This window comes from Arthrobacter burdickii, from assembly GCF_030433645.1.
Lineage (GTDB): Bacteria > Actinomycetota > Actinomycetes > Actinomycetales > Micrococcaceae > Arthrobacter_D > Arthrobacter_D burdickii.
This window is the reverse complement of record NZ_JAROCG010000004.1, coordinates 1-2834: the sequence shown is the minus strand read 5'-3', so window position 1 is coordinate 2834 and position 2834 is coordinate 1. Positions and strand designations below refer to the sequence as shown.

2 protein-coding genes are annotated in these 2834 nt (G+C 63.5%); one reads left to right on the top strand and one right to left on the bottom strand.

What is annotated here, in order from left to right:
* Positions 1-440 precede the first annotated feature (440 nt).
* Positions 441-1028, bottom strand: a complete 588-nt coding sequence (locus tag P5G52_RS18235; RefSeq protein ID WP_301230243.1) for a TetR/AcrR family transcriptional regulator — start codon at positions 1026-1028, stop codon at positions 441-443.
* A gap of 26 nt (positions 1029-1054) precedes the next feature.
* Here P5G52_RS18235 and P5G52_RS18230 point away from each other — a divergent pair, with 26 nt between their 5' ends.
* Complete coding sequence (locus tag P5G52_RS18230) at positions 1055-2299, top strand: MFS transporter (RefSeq protein ID WP_301230242.1); 1245 nt, start codon at positions 1055-1057, stop codon at positions 2297-2299.
* Positions 2300-2834 lie beyond the last annotated feature (535 nt).

The following is a 2834-nucleotide window of genomic DNA, read 5'->3' as shown; positions in this document are numbered from 1 at the left end:
CACCCCACCCCAGATCCGGCGTCACGCAGTCTGGCCAGGTTGCCCCGGAGGAGAAGCGCAATGAGGCGCCGCGCTCAAGCACTCCTCGAGTTTCCCAGGGTCAGACAGGCTGTCGGCAACCGCACCGCCGGCACCGTCGCCGGCATCCACAGCTACTCGCTCATCTCCGCGTCTGAGGGTGGTCCCGAGGACATTCTTCGTCGGCCGATTCAGCAGCCCGCCAGTGCTACCAATCTCACGCCCTGCGCCTTGGCGTGGACGAGCAGTGGTTCGGGGGATGTCCTTCTGATCCATGAGCTCTTCCGTCAGGGGCCGATCATCTCCCCGCAATCACGAGTCCGGCCGCTTCCGTCTCCTTTCGGATGGGCGGGGCACTCAGGCGGTGGTCCCGAAGGGTCACGCACCGCGGTTAGTGTGTGCTCCCGCCTGCGGGCCAGAGCTTATGGCGTGGTGGAAACTGCGGTTGCTTCAATGATGGTTTTCGCGGTGGCGTGTCCATCAGCGATCACCTTGTCCGGATCGGCTGCCCGCAGCATCATCCCAAGCACGCCGGTAAGGATGAGGGCCAGTCGTTCGGCAAGGCCCTGTGCCTCACCTATACCTACAACGGGGACGGCGAGCTCGTGAAGACGCTCAATGAGTAGCTCCGTGTCACTGCGCAGAGCCTCGTCGAGAAGCTGACTCGGATGGGGCGACTCTGCCGCCACGCTGAGGAACGCGCACCAGCGTGCTGTTGCAGGCCCGGATCGATACCGGGACAGGGCAGGGAAAACAGCGAGAAGCTTCTCCTGAGCAGTTGTGGCAGCATCGACTTCCAGTTGCCAGTCCTGGTCCCAGCGCGTCAGGCGACGTCGCAACGCCTCGACGATAAGCCCTTCCTTGTTCCCGAAATGGGCGTACAGGGTGGCTGGCGCGACGTTGGCCTGCTTGAGGATGACATCTACGGGTGTCGCCGCGACGCCCTGGGTGAAAGCAAGATGCTCAGCAGCGTCGAGTAACCGTTCGCGCGCGCTGGGTTGTGCGACCATGCAGTCAGCATATAACGTTCGTTTCAATGAAACGCTCGTTACACGCTGCGCCGTCCACAGCTACTCCATTGTTTACGGTAACCGCCGTTGCGCTGATCGCCGCCACATACGGGCTGGCACGATTCGGATACGGGCTATTCCTTCCTTCATTTTCGGAGTCCTTCGCGCTGACTCCAATGATCGCCGGCCTCCTCTCTTCTGGGGCGTCCGTCACGTACTGCATCTCAGCGGCTTTCGGGTTCCGATACGCACCCCGTCACCCCCGTTTCACCACGATCCTCGCCGGTTCCACCGCAACCCTTGGAAGCGGCGGCATCGCGGCCGCTCAGGGCACGAGTTCCTTCAGCATCGGCGTCCTATTGGCAGGAATGGGGGCGGGCTTCGCGTCGCCCGCGCTAGTGGAACTCGTCCAACGCAACGTAGCTCCGGCCAAGCAGAACAGACTCCAGTCGGTTGTGAATTCGGGCACCGGGTTCGGGGTTGTCGCCGCCGGCGCCCTGGCGCTGCAACTGGGAGCATCATGGCGTGCAGCCTGGATCCTCATCGCCGTCATCACATTCACCGCCATGGTCGCGGTCCTGCGCGCGGATATTTCCCGCACCGAAGCGCTTAGTGGCGTACCCCGGCGCGAGGATGTCTCAGCCCACACCGGAGGATCCAGCATTCGCGGCCTCCGATGGCCAATGGCAGCAGCCTTCGTCTTCGGTGTCGGATCCGCCGCCCCCTGGGTATATGGGCGTTCGCTCCTCGAGGACGTCGGCGGGATGACGACCGAAACGTCCGCGACGGTATGGATGGCCTTGGGCGCCGGTAGCGCCGGTGCGGTCCTCCTAGCACCTTGGCTCGCCCGGCACTCCGTCAAAATCACGTGGTACGTCACTGTAAGTGCGACCTCGGCCGCAACAGTGGCATTCGCCCTGGCGCCGACTCTTCCCGCTCTCAGCCTCGCTACAGCAGGGCTCTTCGGCCTCGCCTATACGGCAGCAAGCTCAGTGCTCATCATCTGGACGTCATTTACAGCCGCGAACAGCGCCGCAGGGACTTCGATACTCTTCACCTGCCTCGTTCTCGGCCAGGCCCTCGGATCAACGGTCACCGGAGCCCTCGTCGAATCGACCGACCTGATTTTTGCCTTCGTCACTGCCGGAGTGCTCTGTCTTTTCAGTGCCTTCGGGGCTACGACCCAGCGGACAGCTCCTGCGGTTCAACAAGGAGACGCTGCCCCTTCCAAGATCGAAAGCGGCCAATATCGTCCACAGAAGTACCGTTAGGGGCCAGCCCGACCGCGCCATCCTGACGCGCGGTGATCGTGCCACCTTGAGTGCACATCAGAGTCAGCCATGGCTCGGGCGGTGATTGACGGAGGCTCGAGGTCAATGCGGTCAGTAGGACAACGGCGGTGATGCCCTCCGGCAGGAGCGCGAGGTAGGCGCGGTGTACTTACCGGTCCGTCCCATCGACCAGGTCCGCGATAGCTGACCTGCGCGTACCGACCGCCACGTCACTTTTCCAATGGCACCCTCAACTACGGTCTTCGATCTGGGCTGGCAGGTCTGGATGAAGAGCATGTCCCTCAGGCGTCCTCGCCTATTGACCCTCGAGGACCTCGGCGCCTCTTGCGAGTGGGGGCCTAGACACCGTTGACGCTGCACGGCTCGGACCGGCAGCTAAGACTGTTGCTGATCGGCAGGCGGCGATACCAGGGGAATCCCTTTCCTGGCAGCCGTACCGGGTGCCGGTCGCTGCGCTCGGACGCCGGCAGGCGGATACCGCCCGTTGAAGAAGCACCTTCCGCACCCCACGACC

Coding starts and splice junctions, on each gene's coding strand:
- P5G52_RS18235 (WP_301230243.1), bottom strand. CDS start 1,028: ATGGTCGCACAACCCAGCGCGCGCGAACGGTTACTCGACGCTGCTGAG.
- P5G52_RS18230 (WP_301230242.1), top strand. CDS start 1,055: ATGAAACGCTCGTTACACGCTGCGCCGTCCACAGCTACTCCATTGTTT.